The 21,965-nt window shown below is 34.7% G+C and carries 19 protein-coding genes; 10 read left to right on the forward strand and 9 right to left on the reverse strand.

What is annotated here, in order from left to right:
* Window positions 1–133: 133 nt before the first annotated feature.
* The 7 genes from ATN92_RS16430 to ATN92_RS16460 all read left to right on the forward strand — a co-directional run bounded on the left by ATN92_RS16430 (window position 134) and on the right by ATN92_RS16460 (window position 7,755).
* Window positions 134–1,384 carry an ISL3 family transposase gene (locus tag ATN92_RS16430; RefSeq protein ID WP_056950777.1) on the forward strand — a complete coding sequence of 417 codons (1,251 nt, stop codon included), beginning with the start codon at window positions 134–136 and terminating at the stop codon, window positions 1,382–1,384.
* 487 nt (window positions 1,385–1,871) lie between these two features.
* Complete coding sequence (locus ATN92_RS16435) at window positions 1,872–2,036, forward strand: hypothetical protein (protein WP_156638771.1); 165 nt, start codon at window positions 1,872–1,874, stop codon at window positions 2,034–2,036.
* A 324-nt stretch (window positions 2,037–2,360) separates the two neighbouring features.
* Window positions 2,361–3,416: a D-alanine--D-alanine ligase family protein gene (locus tag ATN92_RS16440; RefSeq protein WP_056954062.1), complete on the forward strand. Its 1,056-nt coding sequence runs from the start codon at window positions 2,361–2,363 to the stop codon at window positions 3,414–3,416.
* Window positions 3,417–3,570: 154 nt separating this feature from the next.
* Window positions 3,571–4,482 (forward strand): L-lactate dehydrogenase, encoded by a 912-nt coding sequence (locus ATN92_RS16445; RefSeq protein ID WP_054642805.1) that lies wholly within the window; start codon window positions 3,571–3,573, stop codon window positions 4,480–4,482.
* Window positions 4,483–4,591: 109 nt separating this feature from the next.
* Complete coding sequence (locus ATN92_RS16450; RefSeq protein WP_056954064.1) at window positions 4,592–5,482, forward strand: DNA/RNA non-specific endonuclease; 891 nt, start codon at window positions 4,592–4,594, stop codon at window positions 5,480–5,482.
* Window positions 5,483–5,574: 92 nt separating this feature from the next.
* Complete coding sequence (gene nagA, locus ATN92_RS16455; RefSeq protein WP_025085849.1) at window positions 5,575–6,735, forward strand: N-acetylglucosamine-6-phosphate deacetylase; 1,161 nt, start codon at window positions 5,575–5,577, stop codon at window positions 6,733–6,735.
* 276 nt (window positions 6,736–7,011) lie between these two features.
* Window positions 7,012–7,755 (forward strand): glycerophosphodiester phosphodiesterase family protein, encoded by a 744-nt coding sequence (locus ATN92_RS16460; protein ID WP_054642808.1) that lies wholly within the window; start codon window positions 7,012–7,014, stop codon window positions 7,753–7,755.
* Between the two features lie 428 nt (window positions 7,756–8,183).
* On the opposite strand, the gene ATN92_RS16465 is transcribed toward ATN92_RS16460, so the two are convergent.
* The 9 genes from ATN92_RS16465 to ATN92_RS16505 all read right to left on the reverse strand — a co-directional run bounded on the left by ATN92_RS16465 (window position 8,184) and on the right by ATN92_RS16505 (window position 19,082).
* Window positions 8,184–10,136, reverse strand: coding sequence for an Ig-like domain-containing protein (locus ATN92_RS16465; RefSeq protein ID WP_056954066.1), 1,953 nt, complete (start codon window positions 10,134–10,136; stop codon window positions 8,184–8,186).
* Window positions 10,137–10,311: 175 nt separating this feature from the next.
* Window positions 10,312–12,267 carry an Ig-like domain-containing protein gene (locus ATN92_RS16470; protein WP_056954068.1) on the reverse strand — a complete coding sequence of 652 codons (1,956 nt, stop codon included), beginning with the start codon at window positions 12,265–12,267 and terminating at the stop codon, window positions 10,312–10,314.
* A 134-nt stretch (window positions 12,268–12,401) separates the two neighbouring features.
* On the reverse strand, window positions 12,402–13,709 hold the full coding sequence (locus tag ATN92_RS16475; protein ID WP_056954070.1) for a zinc ribbon domain-containing protein: 1,308 nt from the start codon (window positions 13,707–13,709) through the stop codon (window positions 12,402–12,404).
* A gap of 251 nt (window positions 13,710–13,960) precedes the next feature.
* Window positions 13,961–14,254 carry a PTS sugar transporter subunit IIB gene (locus ATN92_RS16480; protein WP_056954072.1) on the reverse strand — a complete coding sequence of 98 codons (294 nt, stop codon included), beginning with the start codon at window positions 14,252–14,254 and terminating at the stop codon, window positions 13,961–13,963.
* 16 nt (window positions 14,255–14,270) lie between these two features.
* Window positions 14,271–15,611 carry a PTS galactitol transporter subunit IIC gene (locus tag ATN92_RS16485; RefSeq protein WP_025086089.1) on the reverse strand — a complete coding sequence of 447 codons (1,341 nt, stop codon included), beginning with the start codon at window positions 15,609–15,611 and terminating at the stop codon, window positions 14,271–14,273.
* Between the two features lie 35 nt (window positions 15,612–15,646).
* Window positions 15,647–16,093: a PTS sugar transporter subunit IIA gene (locus tag ATN92_RS16490; RefSeq protein ID WP_056954074.1), complete on the reverse strand. Its 447-nt coding sequence runs from the start codon at window positions 16,091–16,093 to the stop codon at window positions 15,647–15,649.
* Window positions 16,094–16,096: 3 nt separating this feature from the next.
* Window positions 16,097–16,489, reverse strand: a complete 393-nt coding sequence (locus ATN92_RS16495; protein ID WP_056954076.1) for a PTS sugar transporter subunit IIA — start codon at window positions 16,487–16,489, stop codon at window positions 16,097–16,099.
* Entirely contained in the window at window positions 16,482–17,936 is a 1,455-nt protein-coding gene (locus ATN92_RS16500; protein ID WP_056954078.1) for a BglG family transcription antiterminator, read from the reverse strand. Before ATN92_RS16500 ends, ATN92_RS16495 begins: the two co-directional genes overlap by 8 nt.
* Before the next feature lie 393 nt (window positions 17,937–18,329).
* The gene (locus ATN92_RS16505; protein WP_056954080.1) at window positions 18,330–19,082 is read right to left on the reverse strand and encodes a tyrosine-protein phosphatase; all 753 of its coding nucleotides are present in this window, start codon (window positions 19,080–19,082) and stop codon (window positions 18,330–18,332) included.
* Between the two features lie 67 nt (window positions 19,083–19,149).
* Between ATN92_RS16505 and ATN92_RS16510 the strand changes: the two genes are divergently transcribed.
* The 3 genes from ATN92_RS16510 to ATN92_RS16520 all read left to right on the forward strand — a co-directional run bounded on the left by ATN92_RS16510 (window position 19,150) and on the right by ATN92_RS16520 (window position 21,928).
* Window positions 19,150–19,914, forward strand: a complete 765-nt coding sequence (locus ATN92_RS16510) for a glycosyltransferase family 2 protein (protein WP_034544396.1) — start codon at window positions 19,150–19,152, stop codon at window positions 19,912–19,914.
* Between the two features lie 177 nt (window positions 19,915–20,091).
* Window positions 20,092–21,042 (forward strand): zinc-binding dehydrogenase, encoded by a 951-nt coding sequence (locus tag ATN92_RS16515; protein ID WP_056954083.1) that lies wholly within the window; start codon window positions 20,092–20,094, stop codon window positions 21,040–21,042.
* A gap of 79 nt (window positions 21,043–21,121) precedes the next feature.
* Window positions 21,122–21,928 (forward strand): MerR family transcriptional regulator, encoded by an 807-nt coding sequence (locus ATN92_RS16520; protein WP_082604583.1) that lies wholly within the window; start codon window positions 21,122–21,124, stop codon window positions 21,926–21,928.
* Window positions 21,929–21,965 lie beyond the last annotated feature (37 nt).

Genomic DNA, 21,965 nt, shown 5'->3' on the forward strand with positions numbered 1-21,965 from the left:
TAGTTCTATACTTTCTGGTATTGATGAATAATCAATACCAGTTTTTTAATCTCTAGAAAATAAAAAAAGAACATCACTGTTCTCATGTTAAGATTTAAGCGACCAAACCCAATCAAACATGGAGAAAACAATAATGTCCCAAGACAATTCTATACTATGTGCACTCGATATAAAAGACAATAATATAAGTAATGTTTCAGTCAAGGACGCTACGATTAAAAATCGTGGCGTTATAAAGCATATAAAGATCGTAAACGCTGATTTAACTTATAAACTGTATCGATGTCCACAATGTGGTTTAAATTCATTAGTCAAAAATGGAAAAAGAAAAACTAATGCTAGATTAGCCAGTTTTAACGGTATTGAGTATCATTTGATGCTCAATAAACAACGTTATATTTGTAAGAACTGTGGTGGCACCTGCGGTGCCCACAGTGATTTATTAATCAAAAATCATACTATGACTAAACAAGTTCAAAACAGAATATTCGTTATGGCAAAGGAATCCTTTACTTTAACATCAATAGCTAAGATCATCGGAGTATCAGTAAATACAGTAAGCAGAGTCTTATATGACAATACCAAATTACCAAATAGATGTGATTGTCTTCCAAAAAACCTGTGTTTTGATGAATTTCGTTCAGTTAACGGTATATTTACTTTTATAGCTATTGATGCACAAACACATCATCTAATTGAGCTGATTCATGATCGACTCTCTAAAACAGTTATTGAACACTTTATAAATAACTATAGCTTGTCAGAACGGCAAGCCGTTAAGACTGTCTCTATTGATTTGAATGCTAATTATCAGTCGGTCATTCATAGAATTTTTCCCAATGCTCAAATAATAGTTGATAGATTTCATATAGTTCAGCTATGTAGCCGGGCATTGGATCAAGTTAGAATCAGTTGTCTTAAAAAAATAAATGATAAACATTCCCGTTTGTATAAAGCACTTAAGTCTAATTGGCGTCTCTATCATCTGCCTGAGGCAGATGTAGACGACAAGAAAGTAAAATATATTTTTGGAATCAACGAATATACTACAACGCGAAACGTTATTGATATAGCCACTGACAATCTACCAGTTTTTAAAAATACTTATGATATTTATCAAGGTATTCAGAAAGCGATACATGAACACGATATATCATTACTCAAAGAAACCATCTATGGATATAAAAAGAATAATACCGCTATGGATACATCTATTTCAACGTTACGTAAGAATTTAAATTATGTAAAGAATAGTTGCACAATGCCGTACTCCAATGGTCCTCTTGAAGGGACCATTGGAAAGATAAAAAAACTCAAACATATCAGTTATGGCTTCAGAAATCTTGACCATTTTCTTAAGAGAATAAGACTCATTTGCGCATAAAAAAAGACAACCTACATGAGGTTGCCTTCTATACAAAAACTATTCATCAATACGATTTGACAAAGAGCCGTTAGTTTTAGCTGGAGCAATGTATTACCCATTCTTCAAAGTTGCTGAAAAGGGTATGCTTGCTAAAGAAAAGACTTCCACAGACTAAAGGGTTGTTGAAAAATAATTTGTATATGTCATCAAATTAAAAAGAACGATAATCAGCCTCTTCTGACTGATTATCGTTCTTTTCTGCTATTTAATTCTTATTTTTAAAAAGCGTGAGAATTGCTTGTTTTTTCGCACGCTTTTTTAACGCTTCTGAGCTAAGGACATGTCTATCATTAATAGATTTTTTTAATTGATTAGTAATTTTATAGTCTATTTATTATTTTTAATAGGGCTTTGCACTTTTGCATGTAAATGCTAACTGATAAGAATTATCTTTTGCTATACTTACTGTAGTGTCCTTGCCTTATATTGAAAGGAGCTGGTGCTTATGGTTAAAAATCATATTCTCAGTCTTCCTATCATGACGGGAGGCTTTGGCGTTGGAATTAATTTCCATTTTTTTGATTCTAGTAGTTTTACTAGAAATTATCAAAGAATTGAAGAAATAATTCAAACAAAAAAGTCGGACATTGCCGTGTCCGACTCTAAATAATATGTAATATTGTTATTAGACAAGGACACTGATTAAGGCCACTTTTTAAGTGGTCTTTTTTTTGCCTTGTTTCACTAATATATTAACAAGATAAGACGTCTAAAACAACTATAAAGTAATAACATGTCAACTAGTATTATCATATTTATAATAGTTACTGAAAAAGTGCATTCGTTAAAGAAAAAAGCTTTCACAAACCGATGAATTTTTTTCCTATTTATTTGATAATTAAAATGGCTTTTACCGCTGGTTTATGCTATTCTGTAGGTTCTAGGATTACGCTTAAGTAAGTATAATTAAATAAAAAGGATTAGGTGAAACACAATGAAAATTGTCGTTCTTTCAGGTGGAAGAAGTACAGAAAGAAATGTTTCTTTATCTTCCGGAATTAAAATCACCAACGCACTACGTAGTAAAGGTTATGAAGTAGCTTACGTTGATTCATTTTTAGGTAAGGATATCGAAGAAGATAAAATTGATGATCTCTTCACAACAGAACCTGAAAATGAAAGTAAATTAGTTATTGATGATGAAGTTCTTACGGATGAAAAGATCAATGCTTTGAGAACCGATGGAACTAAAGGTCTATTAGGTAGAAATGTTCTTAACATTTGTCGTCATGCCGATATTGTCTACATGGGACTTCACGGTGAAGATGGCGAAAATGGTAAGATGCAAGCTGTCTTTGATGTCTTTGATATCAAGTATACAGGTAGTGGTTCATTAGCTTCTGGACTTGCTATGGATAAGAAATATTCTAAAGAAATTTTTGTACAAGATGGTATTCCAACTGCTCAATATACAACAACTAAGACTGCTAAGATTTTATCAGAGGATATTCCTTTCAACTATCCAATGGTAGTAAAACCTTCTAATGGTGGTTCAAGTGTTGGTACACATATTGTAAATAACGCTACTGAATTAAGAGAATCAGTTGCTGATGCTTTGAGATTTGATGATGAAGTTTTAATTGAAGAGTATATCAAGGGACGTGAATTCTCAGTTGCTATCGTTGATGGTTTGGTTCTTCCAGCTGTCGAAGTTACTGTTGATACAGGTTGGTATGATTTCCAACATAAATTCCAAGCTAACAATGTAACTCACTTTATTACTCCTCCAGACAATTTGGATGATAAGATTCACGAAAAGATGCAAGCATTAACTAAGAAGACTTTTGAAGCTCTAGGTATGAGTAACTACGGTCGTGTTGACTTCTTATTACGTGACGGTCAATTATATGTCATGGAAGCTAATACTTTGCCAGGTATGACACCATTGTCATTAATGCCAAGAGAAGCTGAAGCTGCCGGTATTTCATATGCTGATCTTTGTGAGAGAATCATTAAGAGTAAAGTTAAGTACTACGAAGAAAGAAAATAATAACGAATTTTAAACTAAAGACTATCTCCTGAATTTGGAGGTAGTCTTTTTCTGTTGTTAAATAGATTTGTAGACTTGTTAAAGCGGTTACTAATATTAAGGTATAATTGTCGTGTGAACTATTCTTTAAAAATTTGATTGCGAGGTATGTTTCATGACAAGAAAAATTGGAATTATTGGAATGGGAAATGTTGGTGCCGCATGTGCACATTATATTGTAGCCGGTGGATTTGTCGATGACTTGGTATTGATCGATAAGAATGAGAAAAAGGTTAAGGCCGATGCTTTAGACTTTGAAGATGCCATGGCCAATTTGCCAGCGCATACTAATATTTATGTAAATGATTATTCTCAATTGGATGATGCCGATATTATTATTTCAGCTGTTGGACACATCAAATTAATCGGTGGAGAACATCCAAATCGATTTGGAGAATTAAAGCCAACTGGTGATTCTGTAACAGATGTAGCCAATAAGATTAAACAAACTAAATTCCATGGCATCATGGTCGTAATTAGTAATCCTAATGATGTTATGACATCAATGTATCAACAAATTCTTGATTTTCCTAAAGAGCGTGTAATTGGTACTGGTACATTACTTGATTCAGCTAGAATGAAACGTGCTGTTGGTAAAGCCTTTGATGTTGATCCTAGATCTGTATCGGGATATAACTTAGGAGAACACGGTAACTCTCAATTTACGGCTTGGTCAACAGTAAAAGTCATGGATCAACCAGTTAAAGAATTAGCTGAGAAAAATGGACTTGATCTGGATCAAATTAATGAAGATGTAAGAATGGGTGGTTTCACAGTTTTTGATGGCAAAGGATATACCAACTATGGTGTATCGACTGCAGCAGTTAGACTTTCGTTAGCTATTCTAAATGATGCTAATATTGAATTGCCAGTATCAAATTATCGTGAAGAATATGGTGTTTACCTATCATATCCAGCTATTGTTGGACGTGACGGAATTGAAAAGCAATTGCAATTGGACTTGCCACAAGATGAGTTAGATAAACTTCAATATTCTGCCGACTATATCAAGAAAAATTTAAAATAAATTATGTATGAAGAGTGTAGACAAAATGTCGCACTCTTTTTGTTTTGGCAGGATAATTCACATATATTGATATAATGGAACTTGCTAAAAATTATTAAGGGGACAAATTATGAAAAAGGCCTTATTGCTGTTACTTCTACCACTACTTTTGACTGGCTGTTCGACGAATGCGGATACTGGTTCTAAACAAGCTGATAATCAAGAAACAACGACTAACAAGAATTCCAATATAGATAAATCCAAATCCGATTCCACTGAAAATGTTACAGCAGAGGAAATGAGTAATTGGACTTACAAATCTGGTGATAAAGCAGTTAAAGTATTGAATAATGATCAACCAACGACTATTCAAGCTAATGATTTTGCTCAGGCTCATATTGATTATGGTGGGTTGGACAATCTAAATCGAACTAAAACGGCGACAGCATACTTAACTCGTAATAATTTGGGTAAATCTAATACGAGAACTGAACAGACGTGGCGTCCGACTGGTTGGCATAACGAGCCTAAAATCGTCAATGGGACACGTGTTATTCCACAAAATAGAGGACATTTGATTGCTTATACAATGACTTTCAATTTGAATAAGTCTGGTCAAACACAACAAGGCCAGTTGGGTAGTATTGATAATCCGTATAACCTTTTTACACAAACAGAGTTTTCAAATCAAAAAACAATGACTGAAACAGAGCAAATGGTTCGTAATGAGTTGGCGCAAAATAAAAAAGTTATTTATCAAGTAACACCAATTTTTCGAGGTAATGAATTAATGGCTCGAGGCGTTTGGGTACAGGCGTTATCAACTGATGGAAGTTTCAAATTTAACCGATATTTGTGGAATGTTCAAAATAATATTGTCTTTGATTATGCGACAGGACGGTCAACCGTGGATACAACTTTCACAGTACCCGGAGTTGCTAATAATTATCAAAATAAGCATTATAATAATAGGCACAAAAATTACAGACATTATAAGAAGTATCGCCACTATTATCACTAGACGAATGGGAGATTTATTTACTTTTCTCTTGTGGTATAGACCAGTAAATAATGGTATAATGAAAACGTTAAAATTAGTAAGGAGACTCGATAATGTCATATTATATTCATGCTAAGAAGTTCTTTTTAAAAAACACTACTGAAAATGGCGGCTACCTAGAAGTTACTGACGATGGTAAGTTTGGTAAATTCTATCATGCTGACGAAGAAAAACCTGAAGGTAAAGTTGTTGATTACTCAGACAAATTTATTGCCCCAGGTCTAGTTGATACACATATTCATGGTCTTGTAGGTCATGATGTTATGGATGACGATTTTGAAAAATTAAATGAAATGTCAGAAGGTCTATTGAAGGCCGGTGTTACATCATGGTTGCCAACAACTTTGACAGCATCACATGACCAACTAAAACACATTTGCCAAACAATTGGTGATAACTACAAGAAGGCTACTGGTGCTAAGATTCAAGGTATTCACTTTGAAGGACCTTTCTACACAGAAAAACACAAGGGTGCACAAAATCCTAAGTACTTCAGAGATCCAGATGCCGAAGAATTTGAAGACTGGCAAGAAGCTGCTCACGGCATGATCAAGAAGATTTCTATTGCTCCTGAAAGAAAAGGTTCGGTTGAATTTACTAAAGCTGTTGCTTCAGATAACGTTGCCGTATACCTTGGACACAGTGATGCTACATTTGAACAAGCTAAGGCTTGTGTTGAAGCAGGTGCTACAGGATTCACACATACATATAATGGTATGAGTGGATTGAACCACAGATTACCAGGTATGGTTGGTGCAGCACTTTCAATGCACTTAGTTGATGATGAATTGATTTGTGATGGACACCACGTTAACCCATTTGCAGCAAGAATCGTTATCGAAAAGAAAGGTGCAGAACACGTTGCCCTAATTACTGATTGTATGCGTGCTGGTTTAATGCCAGATGGTGACTACGTACTTGGTGAACTACCAGTTGTTGTTGCTAACGGAACAGCCAGATTAAAAGATGAAACACATAACTTAGCTGGTTCAATTTTGATGTTGAATGAAGCTATCAAGAACGTTGTTGACTGGAACATTGCTACAGATGAAGAAGCTGTAGAAATGGCAAGTTACACAGCTGCTAAGAGTTCAAAAGTTGCTGACAAGTGTGGTATTATCGCTGATGGTAGAGATGCTGATTTCATCGTGCTTGATGATGATATGACATTATCAGAAACATATCTTGATGGTGTATCAAGATATAAGGCCTAAAAATAGAGAGCGAAACAAGGACGGTCAGCTCCCGAGGATTTGCGTAAGTACTGGAATCGCACGCGTACTTGGCGGGCAATTTCAGTGCTGTAGCAAACTGGAAGAAATTGGCCTGTGTAGCTCGTTTTCACTATAAAGATTAAAACATTGGTTATTCCAAACAGGAAAAACCAGATAATAGAACCACAACAAAAAACCGAGGCAAACCAATAAGATACCTCGGTTTTTTAGTCCCTTGCATGGCTGTTGTATACTCTACATATCGGGAGGATTACTATGAATAAAAAAATTGTTGCTCATAGAGGAATACCAACATTAGCACCTGAAAATACTATGGCCTCATTCAATGAGGTAGTAAATCATGATGTTAAATGGATCGAGACTGATTTAAGTATCACTAAAGATGAAAAAATCTTTGTCATTCATGATGACAAATTGAACAGAACGACAAATCAATCTGGTTCAATTGAAACTATTGATAGTGAAACAGTAGCTAATGCCGATGCCGGATATTGGTTTGCTGAGAAATTTCGCGGTGAAAAGATACCAACTTTGGACCAACTGATTGATTTTCTTAATATTCACAAGATTAACGCCAATATTGAATTAAAAGGTGTTGTAGGGGACAACGCTAATTATTTAGCTGATAAGTTAGTTGAAAAATTTGTTGAATCATTAGACCGATTAGATGAACATGTTGAATTAATTATTTCTAGTTTTAATCCAATTATGTTGGAAAAAATGTATAAGTTAAGACCGGACTTAAAATATGCTGTTCTATTCAGCCGAGCAACACTTGGGGATGATTGGAATTTAGTTATGCAAGCTTGCCATGCTAAAATTGTTCATCCAGATGGTTCTTCATTAACTGAAGCTAAAGTTAAACAAATGAAGGATTATGGTTATGAGATTAACGCTTGGACAATCGACGATATTAATCGTGCGCAAACACTACTCAAGTGGGGTGTTGATGGAATAATTACTAATATTGCAGATAGAATGAGCTTTTTAGAAGAATAAAACAAAAATAGTCTCGTAGAAGTTAGTGCTTTTAACTTCTACGAGACCTTTTTGTCTAGGCTAAATTTTTGTTTTGGAGGATTCATCATGATAAATGACAATTCTGCAGTTCTTAGAAGGGTAAAGAACTTGCTTAAAACACGTGGTTTATTCAATATCATTTTCTGATACTACAAAATCTCCTATATGTTTGATTTTGTGTCATCTCCATTTCAACCCATTTTTTTGATACTATCCCATTCGATTACATTTACCTTGACTACGATGTCTTTAAATCGGTGATGTTTTGGTAAGTGCAAGCTCACATTGTGAGGCTTCGAGAAATATAAATACCGCTTCTTCATTTGTATTTCTCTTACTGTTAAGTATAAACAGAATGTAAACTAATCCAAGATAAGTAATGTATTTCATACCCTTCGTATAATCCTCTAAGTGATACTATCTTCGAATTGCCAAGTAAGTTTTGAAGAATAATCTCCAGGGATAGGGTTACTATTATTTATGTGTAAAAGTGGCCCTTGATTCTTATGCCACTTGATGGAATTGAATATTTGCCCGTATGTTGTTTCATTAATAAGAGTTTTATTAGTTAGTGATGTAAAAGAATCACCGTTGTAATAACGTAAATCAGCGGGTAATTTAATCGATTTGTTATCCTTATTTTCGAAGTCACTTTCTTGTTTCAAAAAGAGTTTTAAAGGACGTCTTTTACGACGTTGATCATCTATTGAAATTACCTCATTTGGATCGTTATTAGCGGAGATACGATACTTTAGATTATTATGAGTAAAAAGAGTGATTGGTTCAAAATGTAGGTCTTTGACAGATGCTGTTAATTGATTATTTATGTAATTAATATTTAATTTATTGCCCTGACTAGTATATTCATCAGAATCTGGATCTAATCCATGAAAGTCAATTTGAGAATCAAAGGATTCACGTTCATGGATATTTTTAACTTTTATTTCAATGAAAATATTCTTTTCATGGTGCGCAATAAAATCATTCAAATTGATTCGCAATATCTGATTCTTTTCGTTTGTAGTCAGTAAGTAATCAGAATTATCAATTTCGGCATCGTCGACTTTAATATGTTCAATTTGAGTGTATAAGTGAAGTGGCAGAGTGATGTAGGCGTCGTGGATATCTCTTTTACTATTATTGTATAAATCAATATTGTAATTTAATTCATCACCATCAATTACTTCATTTAATTGAGTTCCAGAATAATCAGTATTAAGCGTTTTGTTAGTTATAGTTGATGAAATCTCAACTTTAGGATCATTTGGTGGCAGGACGGTTAAAGTAGCTGGTCCGATAAGAACACTATTATCATTACTCTTTGCTTGTTTGACAACAATTTCAGCATAATATTTACTGTTATTGTCTTCAGGATGAACTCGATGAGTTTCATAAAAAATATCATTAGAAGCAGGATTCGTTTCTGATTTAACTAATTCCATTTGTTGTGAATTAACTTGCTTATACCAATTAATAGTGACATCTCCTAATTCATCATCGCGCTCGTTACCGTCTAATCCTTGAATTTCGAAACGAGCTTTCTTACCCTCATGAGCCGTACGGTCTATCAATCCATTTCCAACAGTGATTTCTTTAGAATCGGAAACGATGGTATTATCCTTGTTATTAATAGTTCCAGTTACTTTAACGATACCTGATTTACCATTTGTATTAGCAGAAATGTGTCCATCACCATTAACAGTTGCCAAATCTGGTTTATCAACAGACCATTTTGTCGATTCAGTAGCATTAAAAGGATTGGAAGTTGAATAGGCAAAGGTTGTGCCACGAGTAATATTACTATCGATATTAAAGAGGTAATCCGCTTTAGTATGAACTTTGACATTTTTAGCAGATATGGGTTCTCGTTCGACATCGACAGTAGCTACCTTGGAATAAAAAATACTTCCAATAAAAGCGTGAGGAATAACATAGGAAGTGCTTAACTGATAATATGTTTTACCTACTGTAGTGGGAATCAAATCAAGTGAGGAATTACCATTTGATTTTTTGTCAACCTCGTTCCAAGTAATACTGTCAGTTGATTGCCACCAATGATATCGTGCTACTAAGAGAAAATTAGACAAAGGAGTTCGCTCAACGTTGGTTTCTATATGGAGTTTCTCACCCAATATAATATAGTAATGTTCTTTAGGCTGTTCAGTGTAGCCGCTGGTTGTGATTGGACCAATTCCCAAAAATCTTTTAGCGTCAGGGCTAGGTTTGAATTTATATGGGGGATTCGATTCTTCAGTTTCGGCTATTATAGTTTGCTCATTTGTAATTAGGAAAAAGGCAGTTGTGAAAATTATAATGAAACTGATGAATAATTTGATTTTCAAGTTCGTATAAAGTATCACACTTTTTCTCCTTAATATTTTTAGACCACAACTCATTGTATATAATGTTTGATTTTTAATAAAGACATTTTTGCAAATTTTGCAAGTTTTTAGAACTAAAAAGTGATTAAAAAAATTTATATTTTAATATAAAAAAAGCACGGAATTTATTCCGTGCTTTTTTATTATTCAATATTTACAAACTGTTTTCGAAGTACCAAGTTAGTGTAGTGCTGTACTTTCCGGCCTTTAGATGATCATCATTTACATGTAGTAAGAGGCCATCATCTTTGCTCCAGCCAATGGAGGATAACTCTTGACCAACGTCTGATTGTGATATTTGAACTTTATTATTCAAAACTTCGATGTAATTACCATTCTCATAATATCTTAAACTGACTGGCAACACTTCGGAGTTGTCATCGGTAAATTCATTCATTTGCGATACGAAAACTTTTAGTCCACCTTTATCACGTCTTTGGTCACTAATATCAATGACATTGTTAGGGGAGTTCATTGCACTAGGACGATGCTGCAAAGTACCTTTGCTAAAGGCCTTGATAGTGCCAAAGTCGATATTCTTAATGTTGGCATTTAAACTATTAGTAGTGTAAGTGATGGTTTCGACGGCACCGTCTTTACGATAGACGTTATCATCATTGTTGGTTCCGTAAACGTAAGGAATGTAGGAACGAGATTCTTTTTGAATAGCATTTTTGACTGTTGTATCAACATCAATAGTTGCTGTTTCTTGCATGTTTAAGGTGTCTAAATCAATTACAAGATCGTCGGTATCATCTCCGTCATTATGAATGGTTGAATACTTGTCGTCATCTAGCTCTTGATTATTTACTTTGACACTATTGATTGTTGTACCTGTGTGCATCGGGATAACATAAAAGCCATTTTTCAAGAAGCTATCATTACTATTATTTTTGAGGGTGTCATGGTAAACGACATTGTCACCATTTACTACGTCGTAAAGATTGTGATCGTCATTATCCTCAGTGGTAAAAGTCTGATTGGTAAGTTGGTTAGTGATTTCAATATCGGGATCGCCAGAGGGGATAACTGTTAGTTTAGCTTTATTGGTGGTAATTGTTTTAGTAATCAGATTAACTTTCAAAGTTATAATGGCTTGATAGAAAGCATCGTTATCAGCATAAGTCGTATCTGGAGTAGTATAGCTGGTGCCACCGTTAGACTCAACTTTGGTTCTTTGCCCAGTGTTTGGATCATAACGATACCAATCGATTGTTACAGATCCATTATTTTCTTCGTCGTCTCCATCGCCACCGGTATTACCTTTCAAAGTAAAAGTGGCCGTCTCACCAGATTTAACAGTTTTATCTTCTAGACCACCACCGATTTCAACAGGAGTGGAGCCTTGAATCTTAGTTCCATTGGGATTCGTCATTGTAGCAATAACATGAACTGTACCAGTTTTGTCTTGATTGTTAGCCGTAACGAGACCTTCACTATCGACTGTAGCCAGGGACTCATCGTCAACGGACCAATCAACTGTACCAGTAGAATTAGCAGGTGTAGGTGTAGCATGAGCATAAGTTGTGTTGGAAAGATTGTCGCTGGTATTATAGAGATAATCATCGTCAACAGAGACGTCCACTTTGGTTGCGTTGACTGGTTCGGGTAGGGCATGAATGGCTCCGACTTTAGAATAAAGATGTTTCTTGTTGATACCAAAAAAGGCGTATTGTGTGTCTAATTGGTACCAAGTGGTACCAGTTTCTTTAGGTGTAACTACCAAATTTTTCCTTTGACCGCCATTAGATTTACTTATTTTTGACCAAGTTTTACCATCGGTCGATTCCCACCATTGATAACTTGCAGAATCGAAAATTCCGGTTAATAACGTCCAAACAGAGCGTCCTGTATTAGTCTTAATAGTCACTGAATTATTGACAGTAGTATAGTAGTTTTCTTTTGGCTGCAAAGAGTAACCACTAGTTAACCAAATCCCGATAAATTTAGTAGGGTCTTTGGTGGGAGTATATTTAGGTGATATGACTGTTTCTTCTTCGGCCTGACTCAGATGTTCCGTCGTGATAATTGCTAAACTAATCATAAAAGTAGACATGATAAAAATGAAGAATATTTTTATACTTTTATTTATATGTTTATTAAATTTCACGAAATCACCTCCAATATACTTACTATTCAAAATAATTATATTAAAAAGATTGTGGAGGAATAGTTCACTTTTTACAAAATATTTTCTATTAATTTGATATACAGTTTGGCATAAAAAAATAAACCCGTAAGGGTTTATTTTATTCTTGGACGTAATGAATATGACATCAATAGAGAAACAACTGATGTAATTAAAATAACATAGAAACTAGTACCAAATGATCCATTAGTTGTCACAGCTACTTGTCCAGTAATAGCAGTTGAATTTACCAAGCCGGCGTAGAGAGCTCCATAAAGTGCCGCATATAAGATAGTAGGTAAGACTGTAAAGATTCTAACCAATCTAATTGTGCCACGTCTTCTGAAGTTAGCAGCGATTAGAGTAATGATTGGTGATAAGAAACAGATAATACGAATTGCTGAAAATCCATTAGTGATCCAAATTGGTTGAGCACCAATGTTAGCTGTGTAATTAGCAGCCGTAGAAATAGTACTTGTTAGTGAAACACCATTTAAGAATGGTCCACCGATTGAAGCGATGAAACCGATAATTGAAGAAACAATAATTATTTTTTGGGCGGTTGTCTTCTTGTTAGAATGAAGTTTTTCAGCTGCAATATCTCTCTTGTTATGAGCAGGCTTTTGATAATGTTCCTCAGTGTAATTATCATCAGAACCGTCAGAATCTTTTTTCTTTAAGGATGTTTCACGTTTTAAAGCTTTATTAGCACCAGTCTCGTTACCGTGACGTAATTGAGAAAGTAGGAACCAGGCAATAAGGACAATAGCTAAAGCAATGAATCCGTAGTTACGTTTGAATACTAGTAAGATTGCTACGATAATAACAGCAATGATACTTACAAAAGCATTATTCTTAGCGAACTTGATCATATTGTGAATAAAGCCATCGTTTGGATCTTCTTGTTCAGCTGCTTGTTTAGCTCTAGCAGCACGTAATTCACTTTCAGTGGGCTTAAAAGGATCACTTAATGGTTCTTTAATTGGATCTTCAAAGGTATTAGCCTTATATGGTTTTTGAGAAATAGGATTGAAATCATTCTTGTTATAAACTTGTGTCCGATCATCCAAAGGTTCTTCGGCACCTGTATTTTTGAAGGATGAACGATCAGCTTGTTTAAAAGTTTTCATTTCTGGTTCTGAGTGAGCAGGTTCTTGTTTGTGAGCCTCAACTTCAGGTTCAGATTTAGTGTTACTGTATTCGCGTTGTTGAGCAGGAGCTTGTTGTAAAACAGGTTTCTCTTCGGTTTTCTTAGTTGAAGGATCTTCTTGATTTAATTCTTTTTCAATTTCAGACAAAGAACGAATTGAGTCATCGTCTTTAGTCTCTGTTGTTTCAGTATTTTTCTTTTTTAGGGCCCAACCACAGTTATCGCAAAATTTTTGATCTGGATCAACTTTGTGGCCACAATTTGGACAAAACATTATTTGCATTCCTCCATTATGTTGACAAAATAAGTATACAAGACACTGTTATGTATATGAAGACATTTGATAAAAGTTCACAAAAAGGTCACATGTTGTATATATACATCCGAAACTTAATTATACAAAATATTGTTAAAGTTTGCTTAAAAATATCTTATCACTAATATTATATTTGTTTTTCACATAAGGGAAATATATAAAAAGCATCGAAATCTGAATAGGATTTCGATGCTTTATTTTATGATTAATTAAGCTTCAATCTTAGATTTGATTTCTTCAAAAACCTTGTCAGCACCGATTCCTGTTAATAAAGGAACACCGTTGATAACTTTGTCTTTGATTGAACTTGGAACCATTGTTGTTGAGACAACGATATCATATTCATCATTACCAATAGCACTAACTTCGTCAGCAATTTTTGATTGTAGGAAATGAACTTCAGAACTTAATCCTTGTTCTTCCAAGTAGCTTTTAATTTTACCTGTAGCAACAGTAGAAGTAGCGATACCAGTACCACAAACGACCATAAGTGATTTTGCCATATTTTAAACCTTCTTTTTAATTATTTTCTGCGGCGACTTTCTTGTCATGAAATTTGTTGAGCCAGATCATTAGAGCAAGAACGACAATACCTAAACCTATTATACCTGTCCAAGTCATCAATTTGCCAAGTCCGACGATCATTAATGTTGTCCAAGTACCACCATCGGAAAGAATTGAGATAGAAGTTGCACCCTTCATTGCAAAGTGAGCTGATTTAGCAGTGATCGTAAGTAGTGGAGCAGCCCATGAAGCAATTAACAATGAAATAGCAATATCGATAATACCACCGATAACGATTCTAAAGACGTTACCACCAAAGACAGCAGCCATAACGGCAACCATAAATGGAATTGTTGCTAAATCACCGAAAGGTAGAACTCTGTTACCAGGTAGGATAACAGCGATTAATAGTGAAAGTGGAACAAGTACTAAGGATGCAGATAGAACGGCTTCTTGACCAACGGCCAAAGCTGAATCCATTCCGATATAAAGACTGCGTCCAGGGAATTTCTTTTGAACCAAAGTGTTAGCTGCTTCAGAGATAGGTTGTAGACCTTCCATTAAGAGGGCAACCATCTTAGGCATTAAAATCAAAACAGCAGCTGTTGACATACCTAAGTTTAGAATCTTTGTAACATTGTATTGAGCAAGAGCACCAATAACGATACCAATGATTAGACCCATAACTGCTGAATCACCGAAAATACCAAGTCTTTTTTGAATTGTTTCAGGAGTCCAGTGAATATTTTTAACACCAGGAATGCGATCTAGTAACCAGTTAATAGGTAAAGCTAAAACAAATCCTGGGGCTGAAGCACCTTGAGGGAAAGAAATACCTGCAAGACCATAATGTTTTTGAATAGTTGGAGCAGCAAGATCAGCTAAGAAGTAGATCCACATTGCGTGAACAACCATTGTAGCAAGACCTAAACCAAAATTCTTTGTTGCGGCAAAAACAAGTGAACCAGTAAAAGCAATATGCCAATAGTTCCATAAATCGACATCCAATGTTTTTGTAAGTCCAAAGATCAATAGAACAACGTTTAAAGCAACTCCGATAGGAATGGCTAAACTGCCTAGAGTAGTACCATATGAAATTGCAGAAGCGGCAGGCCAACCAACATCAATGGTGTTCAAACTTAGATGAAAGTTTTTAACCATTGCTTGAGCTGCAGGACCAAGATTATCAGTCAATAATCCGATAACTAAATTCAAACCGATAAAACCAATACCAACAGTAATGGCAGCTTTGAAAGCACGACCCGGTTTGATCCTAAGAATTAGTGCGAAAACGAATAATAACATTGGTAAGAATACTGTAGGACCAGCACTCAATAACCATTTAATAACAGCCATAATGACATCTCCTCATAATTTTTAAACCCTAAAAATTAAAGATCATTTTCTTTTAATACGTTAATGACAGTTTTTGAATCTTTGGCAGCAATTAATTCAGTTACGGCAGTTTCGTTTTGAATTAATGCCATCAGTTTTTGTAGTGTTTCAAGTTGAGCATGTGGTTCTTTCAAAGCTAACATAAAGATTAATTTAGCTTCGACATCGGCTCCGTCCCCCATTTGTAAGAATTTAACTGGTTGAGCTAAACGAGCAATGGCAATCTGTGGCTTGTTAACGTGAATAGCATCAGTGTGTGGAATTGCAATGCCACAACTTGGCGCGTTTAAGCCAGTTGGAAATTCCTTTTCACGTTTGATAACAGCGTCTTTGTAGCTTTCTTTAACGACAGCTTTTTTGATTAGTTCGTCAGAAACCATTGATAAGGCTTCAGTACTATCTTTTGGTGTAATGTCGAGTAAAACAATTTCTTCGTCAAACATTTTTTATCCCCCCTCTACAATTCTCTGTAGATCATTAATGTTTCTACAATTGCGTAATTTATCTAATCCTGCGTCATTTAGAATGCGATTTAAGAATTCTCCCAAATCCTTATCAAGATAGACAACATTTAAAATTATAAACAAAGATGTGGCATAATAATGATTTATTTTATAATTTACTAAAATAATTCCTTGTTCCTGACCACTATATTCGATATGTGGTAAATCAAAATTAGTTCCAATTTCAACGGAACCCAATTTTTCTCGTTCAGTAATTTTGGATAAAACACTCTCAGCCCCAATATTGTAAAGTGCTTCAACTTTTTTACTGATGAATTGATTCAATTCCTGTTTTGAATCAACATTATCGATTTGGAAATAGTTGTATTTAAACATTTAGAAACGATTTAACTCTTTGTAAATCCAATTCATTTAATAGTGGGCTGACTACGACGATAGGGACTTTACTCTGTTCAGGAATAGCGACAGTACTGATAATAAGATCGGCTTCAGCATTATATTTAGACATATCCTCACGATAACTGTAAGAAGAAATTACATCAGTAATGTTCAAATTAGGAATAGCATTCAATAATTTGGTCCGAAGTAGTTGTGCTGTACCGATGCCGGTAGTACACATTAGTAAAATTTTATTTGTTTTAGCGCTTTCTTCAACCGCTTTAACCACGTATAGAGTAATAAAACTAATTTCATCTTCCGACAATTTTAATTGATATTTCTTCATTGTATAGTTATCAACAATTTGTTTTGTCTGTTGAAATTCTCGGCTGTAGCTGTCCTTTATTTCATCAACTAGAGGATTGACGACGACTAAATTTGATTTTAGGCGGTTGAGCATTGGTTTGATATGGGCACATAAATCTGTTAATAAATGCTGTTTATTGATGATTTTTTGGAAAGGATAGTGGTTGATAATTTCGTTAGCAAAGTCAATCACAGGCTTTTCAAACTGAGTGGTAGGCGCGGCATTGTTAATTTGTTGAATATCATTGCTGTGCATATAACGCAGTGACAACAGATATTGAGACAAATAGATGATCTCACTGGCATCAATTGTGCGATTCGTGTACCGAGAAATGTTCTCAATGATTAGGCGAGCTGTCTCGTAAAACTGATCGTATTTGATATCGGTTGTTTCGATTTTTTTTGGTTTATTTGCATGGGCGGCCGATCTAATTCTTCCCATCAAGATATATAAATGAGAAAAGATGTTTAAAGTATAGGGATCAACTAGTACTACATTAAGTTCATCTTGAATCAAAGTTAGTTGAGTAATCAGAAAACTTCGATCATTATCATTAATAGAAGGAAAAATTTCCGAGATAGAAGTAAAACCTTCAGAAACAGCTCCTTTACGAATTAAGAAGAAATTTAATGCCTGACGAATATCGATTTCATTGCCGATAACAATTAAGTGACCATTTTTACGGGTGATTTTAATTTTAAATTTGTCGATACTTGAATTTATTTTTTGAATCTCTTTATTTAAAGCTGATTCAGAAAGATAAAACTTGTCGGCAGTCTTAAAAAATTTGGGTCCAGTTGGTTGATTGAAAAGAATGTAAACACCGATGGCATAAGTTCGTTTTTTGTTTTCGTTTAAATCATCGAAATTCTCGGTGAATTCAGAATCGTTGCCAGGTTCAATTGTGTAGCCCAAACCACGTTGCGAAGTGATGATTTCTTTATCATGATTTATCTTCTTAACAGTTCGATAAATTGTTTTGGTGGAAACATTCAATTCTTTGGCTAAATCTGTAGATTTAATATAGCCGGTGTTCTTAGAAAGAAACATGATTACTTTCTTTGCGAGTGGATCCATGGTATTCCTCCTTCTTAACTATAATTATATGACGATAAGTTTAATTATCTTATAAGAGAATGTCCATTGGAACGGACACCTAGAATTCCTTATATGTTCTTAATAGTGGATTCAAAAATCAAGGAACGTATGTGTTCATAGAACACATGCATAATGTGCACTAAGTGACAGAGTCACTTAGTGCACATAAAAAAAACCTCATACAAGTAATTGTATGAGGAAAACGACGTTTTGGTTTTGTATCAGTCAAATAAAAATAGATTATTCACGGGAAGTCTGTAGGATTTGTAGTCAGATAAATCAGTGAGGTTACGTCTTCCCACTAATAATTATAACGAAAGCAAAATACTTCTTGCCAATCTAGTTTGATATAAAACAATATTAGATTAATTTTTACTCAGTATAAATTTGTTTGAGTTCTGCCAATTTAGTTTGATCGATACCTAAAGCTTTATCCAAATAGTTCTCGAAACTACCATAATAGTGTTCAATGGCTTCGAAAACTGAGGTGATACTTTCTAAATCACCTTTGGTCATATTCATTTTGTTGATATCTTGATTACCATTTTCATCATTCAAAGTAGCTTCGATTTCGTCACTATCTTGATACATTAGGTTAGTTAATAGGTAGTCTTTAGTAATTATTTCGTCATCAACGCCTAAAGCTTTCAGAATCAAAAGGGCACCAATACCAGTTCTATCCTTACCAGCTGCACAATGGAAGAGTACTGACTGATGATCTTGGTCGTTGTTGAGAAGACGTTCAAAAAGAAATCTATAAGCTTCTTGACCGTGTTTGTCCAGAACTACACTTTGATAAATCAATCCTAAATAAGAATAATCACCATGATTAATGGCTCCAGCCAATTTATCACCGTTTCCGGTTAAAGGGTAGACGGGGTCAGAATATATGCGATAGAAATCGGAAGTAACATCGGACCAAGTTTGTTGTTCCTGATTAGATCTAAAGTCGATAACATATTTTAAACCATACTTTTTAAGGTAGTTTAAAGAATTAGTTGTTAAATTACTTATATCCCCTGAACGAAGAAGTTTATTATATTTAATTGTCGTACCATCCTTAGTGGGATATCCACCAAGTTCACGTAAATTTATGGCACCTTCAAGATTTAAGATACGTTTCATTTTTATCCTCCCCTGTCTTGTTGCGTATTTTGGGTCATTAGAAGTAAAATAATATTTAAGGTGACTTATGGTGAAAAATAAACTTTCAATTATTATGACGGCTTATAACGTAGCTAGCTACATTTCTAGCTCGATTGAATCGGTAATCGCTCAGACTAATCGTAATTTTGACTTAATCATTGTGGACGATTGCTCTACAGATCAAACTCAGAAGATAATTCGTTCCTATGAAGAAAAGTATGATTGGATCTCTGTTGTTTGCCACAAACAAAATGCAGGTGTTTCAGCTGCCCGCAATACTGGATTAGCCAGTGCCGACGGTGACTTAGTAACTTTCATTGATGGAGATGATTGGGTTGAACCTGATTATGTAGAACACTTTCTCTCCAAATTTGAAGATTACGATGTAGATATGGTTACTTGTGGGTTCTTTAATGAAGGCGAAAATGGCAAAGTAAAAAATAAAGTTTCAAGTCGACAAACTTCAATCGTTGGTCGAGATGAAGCAATCAAGCAAATAATCAGAATGACAGGTACTGTGATGGGTTACACCTGGAATAAGGCCTACATTCGTTCGATTATTACTGATAATAATTTAAGATTCCAAACAGACTTAGATTTAATGGAAGATCAAGTTTTTAACGTTGAATATGCGACTGTCGCACGTCAATTTTATTTAGATAACCTTCCTTTATATCATTACATTTCTAGAAAAGACAGTATAACCAAACGTTTTGCCATGGAAAATGTGCGTGACGTTGGAGTCGCTAGAATGAAAGTTTACAAAGCAATTCGAGACAGCACTCGAAAAGAAAAAGATCAAATGGAGTAGTCGGGCTTAGCTCGGCTTTTTTTGTGTCTGAATTACCAACTAAAGAATAGCACTTTAATGGGTTTATTTGCTTTCAAAAAAACTTTGAAACTATCCCTTGACTGTAACGTGGCGGGACAGTTTATAGTATTTAATTGTTGAGAGATAAATACATTAAATATATAGGAGATATTAAATATGAAAGCAGTAGTTATTCGTAAGGCCGGTGGCCCAGAAGTTTTAAAGATTGAAGAACGTCCTATTCCTAAAGCAACTGATAAAGAGACTGTAATTCACATTCGTGCTTTTGCCGTTCATCGTTATGAGGTTCTAACTCGTGAGGGTGGTTCTCCTTCAGTTAAATTCCCAAGAGTTATTGGGGTTGAAGCTGTTGGTGAAGTTTTCGAACCTTCAAAGAATAGTGATTTAAAGAAAGGTCAAAAGATCGTTATCATCAATGGTGGCTTTGGTCGTGAATTTGATGGTGGTGAACAACAATATGCTTTAGTACCAGATGACATTGTTCGTCCAGTTGAATTTGATGGTTCATGGGCTGATTTTGCAATTTACCCTGAAACATTCTATACAGCCTTTGGTGCTTTGAAGACAACTAAGTTACAAGCTGGTCAAACACTCTTAGTTCGTGGTGGTACGACTGGTGTTGGTATGGCCGCAATGGTTTTGGCCAACGCTATGGGTATCAAGGTTACAGCAACAACTAGACGTGAAGAACGTCGTCAAATGTTACTTGATATGGGTGCAACTGATGTTGTGATTGATCAAGATGGTAAACTTCAAACTGAAAAAGCTTATGATGGTTTACTTGATATGGTTGGTGCTCCCGTTGTCAGTGATTCATTAGCTCATGTAAACCGTGACGGTATTTATACAGTTGTCGGATTACTTTCTGGTGAATGGCTATGGAAGAACTTCGATCCATTTGAAAATATTGGTGGCAAGTACATTACAGCCTTCGATGGTGTAGATATTAGTAATGAATTAGTCGCTGAAATGTTCAAGTTGATCAACGATAATCATTTGACGATTCCAGTTTCTAAGGTCTTCAAACTTGATGATATTCAGGCAGCTCAAGAATACGTTATGAAACATGACCGTCCAATGGGACAAGTTATTGTTACAACAGACTAAAAATAAATTTATACATCCTGTGAAGGGTGTATTTTTTTTGTTAATTTAGCATATAATTTTATAATGTGAGGAAAATTATATGTTAAAAATTAGTGAAATGGCTCAATTAGCGAATACAACAAGAAGAACATTGATATTTTACGATGAGCAAGGTGTATTTCATCCTAAAGAACGTAGTGATAATGGATATCGCTATTATGACTATGACCAGATATATGATTTATTATTCATTTTGGGAATGAAAAATCTAGGTTTACCATTGGAAAAAATTAAAGAATTACAAAATAATTCAAGTGCTGAAGTTATGGACGAGTTGTTGAATATTCAAAAGAAAATAGATGGAAAGATTACTGAATTATCTAAAATCCAATCGGTAGTTTCTAAGAAAGTTGGAGAAGGTGAGCAACTAACCGTTCAACCTTATCAACCAGTAATAGTTAAACGACCTAAAATCTCATTTTGGTGTTCACAAAAATCGGCTTCTTGTACTGATGAAGAGATTGCAGAACTGTTTGGTTCATTTTATAAGGAATTAGACGAGCTTGCCTTAATGGACGGTAACCAATCAGGCTTCCTAACTGATCTACCTGATGCAAATGCACAAGAGTATCCAGATGCTTCTTTTAGAGTTATTAAAGAATGTTCTACCAATAATAGTGGCAAGGCCATGCCGGCAATTGAAAAACCAGCTGGTGAATATGTAACTGTTAAAGTTGAAAATGGTACCGATGAAGTTTGTCGAGGTTTAGAACAACTAAAGAATTTCTGTCAAAAACAGAATTTGAGTATTAATACTGATTTATGGCAAATGAATGATAATAGTATTTTGACGAATCGTGGTGGTTCGGACTTCATGTTTTTAGAATATCAATTAAAAAATAAATAAAATGTTTTTTTACGGTACCTTCCAAATGTCATAATGT

Source organism: Companilactobacillus bobalius (assembly GCF_009764355.1).

Coding starts and splice junctions, on each gene's coding strand:
- ATN92_RS16430 (WP_056950777.1), top strand. CDS start 134: ATGTCCCAAGACAATTCTATACTATGTGCACTCGATATAAAAGACAAT.
- ATN92_RS16435 (WP_156638771.1), top strand. CDS start 1,872: ATGGTTAAAAATCATATTCTCAGTCTTCCTATCATGACGGGAGGCTTT.
- ATN92_RS16440 (WP_056954062.1), top strand. CDS start 2,361: ATGAAAATTGTCGTTCTTTCAGGTGGAAGAAGTACAGAAAGAAATGTT.
- ATN92_RS16445 (WP_054642805.1), top strand. CDS start 3,571: ATGACAAGAAAAATTGGAATTATTGGAATGGGAAATGTTGGTGCCGCA.
- ATN92_RS16450 (WP_056954064.1), top strand. CDS start 4,592: ATGAAAAAGGCCTTATTGCTGTTACTTCTACCACTACTTTTGACTGGC.
- nagA (WP_025085849.1), top strand. CDS start 5,575: ATGTCATATTATATTCATGCTAAGAAGTTCTTTTTAAAAAACACTACT.
- ATN92_RS16460 (WP_054642808.1), top strand. CDS start 7,012: ATGAATAAAAAAATTGTTGCTCATAGAGGAATACCAACATTAGCACCT.
- ATN92_RS16475 (WP_056954070.1), bottom strand. CDS start 13,709: ATGTTTTGTCCAAATTGTGGCCACAAAGTTGATCCAGATCAAAAATTT.
- ATN92_RS16480 (WP_056954072.1), bottom strand. CDS start 14,254: ATGGCAAAATCACTTATGGTCGTTTGTGGTACTGGTATCGCTACTTCT.
- ATN92_RS16485 (WP_025086089.1), bottom strand. CDS start 15,611: ATGGCTGTTATTAAATGGTTATTGAGTGCTGGTCCTACAGTATTCTTA.
- ATN92_RS16490 (WP_056954074.1), bottom strand. CDS start 16,093: ATGTTTGACGAAGAAATTGTTTTACTCGACATTACACCAAAAGATAGT.
- ATN92_RS16495 (WP_056954076.1), bottom strand. CDS start 16,489: ATGTTTAAATACAACTATTTCCAAATCGATAATGTTGATTCAAAACAG.
- ATN92_RS16500 (WP_056954078.1), bottom strand. CDS start 17,936: ATGGATCCACTCGCAAAGAAAGTAATCATGTTTCTTTCTAAGAACACC.
- ATN92_RS16505 (WP_056954080.1), bottom strand. CDS start 19,082: ATGAAACGTATCTTAAATCTTGAAGGTGCCATAAATTTACGTGAACTT.
- ATN92_RS16510 (WP_034544396.1), top strand. CDS start 19,150: ATGGTGAAAAATAAACTTTCAATTATTATGACGGCTTATAACGTAGCT.
- ATN92_RS16515 (WP_056954083.1), top strand. CDS start 20,092: ATGAAAGCAGTAGTTATTCGTAAGGCCGGTGGCCCAGAAGTTTTAAAG.
- ATN92_RS16520 (WP_082604583.1), top strand. CDS start 21,122: ATGTTAAAAATTAGTGAAATGGCTCAATTAGCGAATACAACAAGAAGA.